Raw genomic sequence first — 1,746 nt, 5'->3', positions numbered from 1 at the left:
ACCCCAACCACGGCTCGACCGGATGGATCGGCGGCATTGGCGAAGGCGGGATCCCAGGCGATTGCGGCAGCTGACGAACAGGCGATCGACTTGCCGCCCGGAATCGTCTGCGCACAGGCGTCTCCCGGGAAATGCTGTTCGAACAGACTGCGATACCAGTACCCTTCCTTGGTCGCCGGTGGATTGACCGGGAAGCGCTTCGCCGCCGCGGCGAACTCCCTGTCGCTGACCTGCGCTTCGGCGTGCACCTTCAGCCCGTCGATCCAGCCATAGCCGACCCCGTCGCTGAACTGCTCCTTCTGCCGCCATAATATCGATTCCGGCAGGGCGCCCTCGAATGCTTCGCGCAGCACGGCTTTTTCGATGCGCCCGTTGCCAGCCATCTTGTACTTCGCATCCATGCTCATCGCCACGTCGATGAATTCGAGATCGAGAAAAGGTACGCGCGCCTCGACGCCCCAGGCCATCATCGACTTGTTGGCACGAGCGCAGTCAAACAGATGCAGCGCATCGAGTTTGCGCACGGTTTCCTCATGAAATTCCTGTGCGTTCGGCGCTTTGTGGAAGTAGAGATAGCCACCAAAGATCTCATCCGAACCTTCACCTGACAGCACCATCTTCACCCCCATGGCCTTGATTCTGCGCGCAAGCAGATACATTGGCGTCGACGCGCGAATGGTCGTGACGTCATAGGTCTCCACATGCCGAATCACTTCAGGCAGCGCATCGAGTCCTTCCTCGAAGGTGTAGCGAAATCCGTGATGCACCGTCCCCAACGCCTCGGCAGCAATTTCGGCCGCCGCCAGATCGGGCGATCCTTCCAGACCGATCGCGAACGAGTGCAATCTCGGCCACCAGGCTTCGGAGCTGTCGTCTTCTTCCACACGGCGCCGCGCAAATCGTGCCGCGCATGCAGCCACCAGGGATGAATCCAGACCGCCGGACAGCAGTACACCGTAAGGCACATCGGTCATCATCTGCCGATGGACCGCAGCCTCGAAGGCTGCGCGCAATTCTGCGGCGGGAACCTCGATATCAAGGGTATTTTCGTATTCTCGCCATGCTTTGAAGTAGTAGCGTTTCAGTTCGCCGCTGGCACTGTCAAAGGTGTGCCCGGGCGGAAATTCGGAAACGTCCGCACAGGTTCCAGCAAGCGCTTTTATCTCCGAGGCGACGCAAAGCCGCCCTTCGCGATCATGGCCCCAATACAACGGACAGACCCCCATCGGATCGCGGGCAATAAGGTAGCGATTGTTGCCCCGATCCCACAGCGCGAAGGCAAAGATACCGTTGAGGTCAGCCATGCCCCCCGGCCCGCGATCCCGATACAGGGCATTGATCACTTCACAATCTGATCCGGTCTGGAATGCGTACGGCTTGCCCAGGGTTTGCTCGAGTTCCCGATGGTTGTAGATCTCACCATTGACCGCGAGCACCAAAGCGCCATCCTCCGAGCGGATCGGTTGCGCGCCACCGGCTGGATCGACGATGGCCAGACGCTCATGCACGAGGATGGCGCGCTCGTCGGCATGAACGCCGCTCCAGTCCGGACCTCTGTGACGCTGGCGCTGGCTCAATTCAAGCGCAAGCCGGCGCAAGGCTGGCTGGTTGTCGCCGGGCTGCAGATCGAAAATGCCGAGTATCGAGCACATGACTGGTTTTCCAAAGTTGGTGAGCGCCAGCAACTGCTCCTGCGTTGCTGGCATACCGGCCATCCATGGCCATCGCCAGCAACTGCTCCTGCGT

General features: G+C 60.4%; 1 protein-coding gene. It reads right to left on the bottom strand.

Translation table 11 applies throughout. The annotated features are described in order from the left end of the window. A partial coding sequence (gene asnB, locus WBP53_RS13500; RefSeq protein ID WP_423929768.1) for an asparagine synthase B occupies positions 1-1,652 on the bottom strand: 1,652 nt, incomplete at its 3' end. Positions 1,653-1,746: the final 94 nt, after the last annotated feature.

It is taken from the genome of Dokdonella sp. (assembly GCF_049593775.1).
Classification (GTDB): domain Bacteria; phylum Pseudomonadota; class Gammaproteobacteria; order Xanthomonadales; family Rhodanobacteraceae; genus Dokdonella.
The sequence above is the reverse complement of the archived record's forward strand: the minus strand, read 5'-3'. Positions and strand labels throughout refer to the sequence as shown.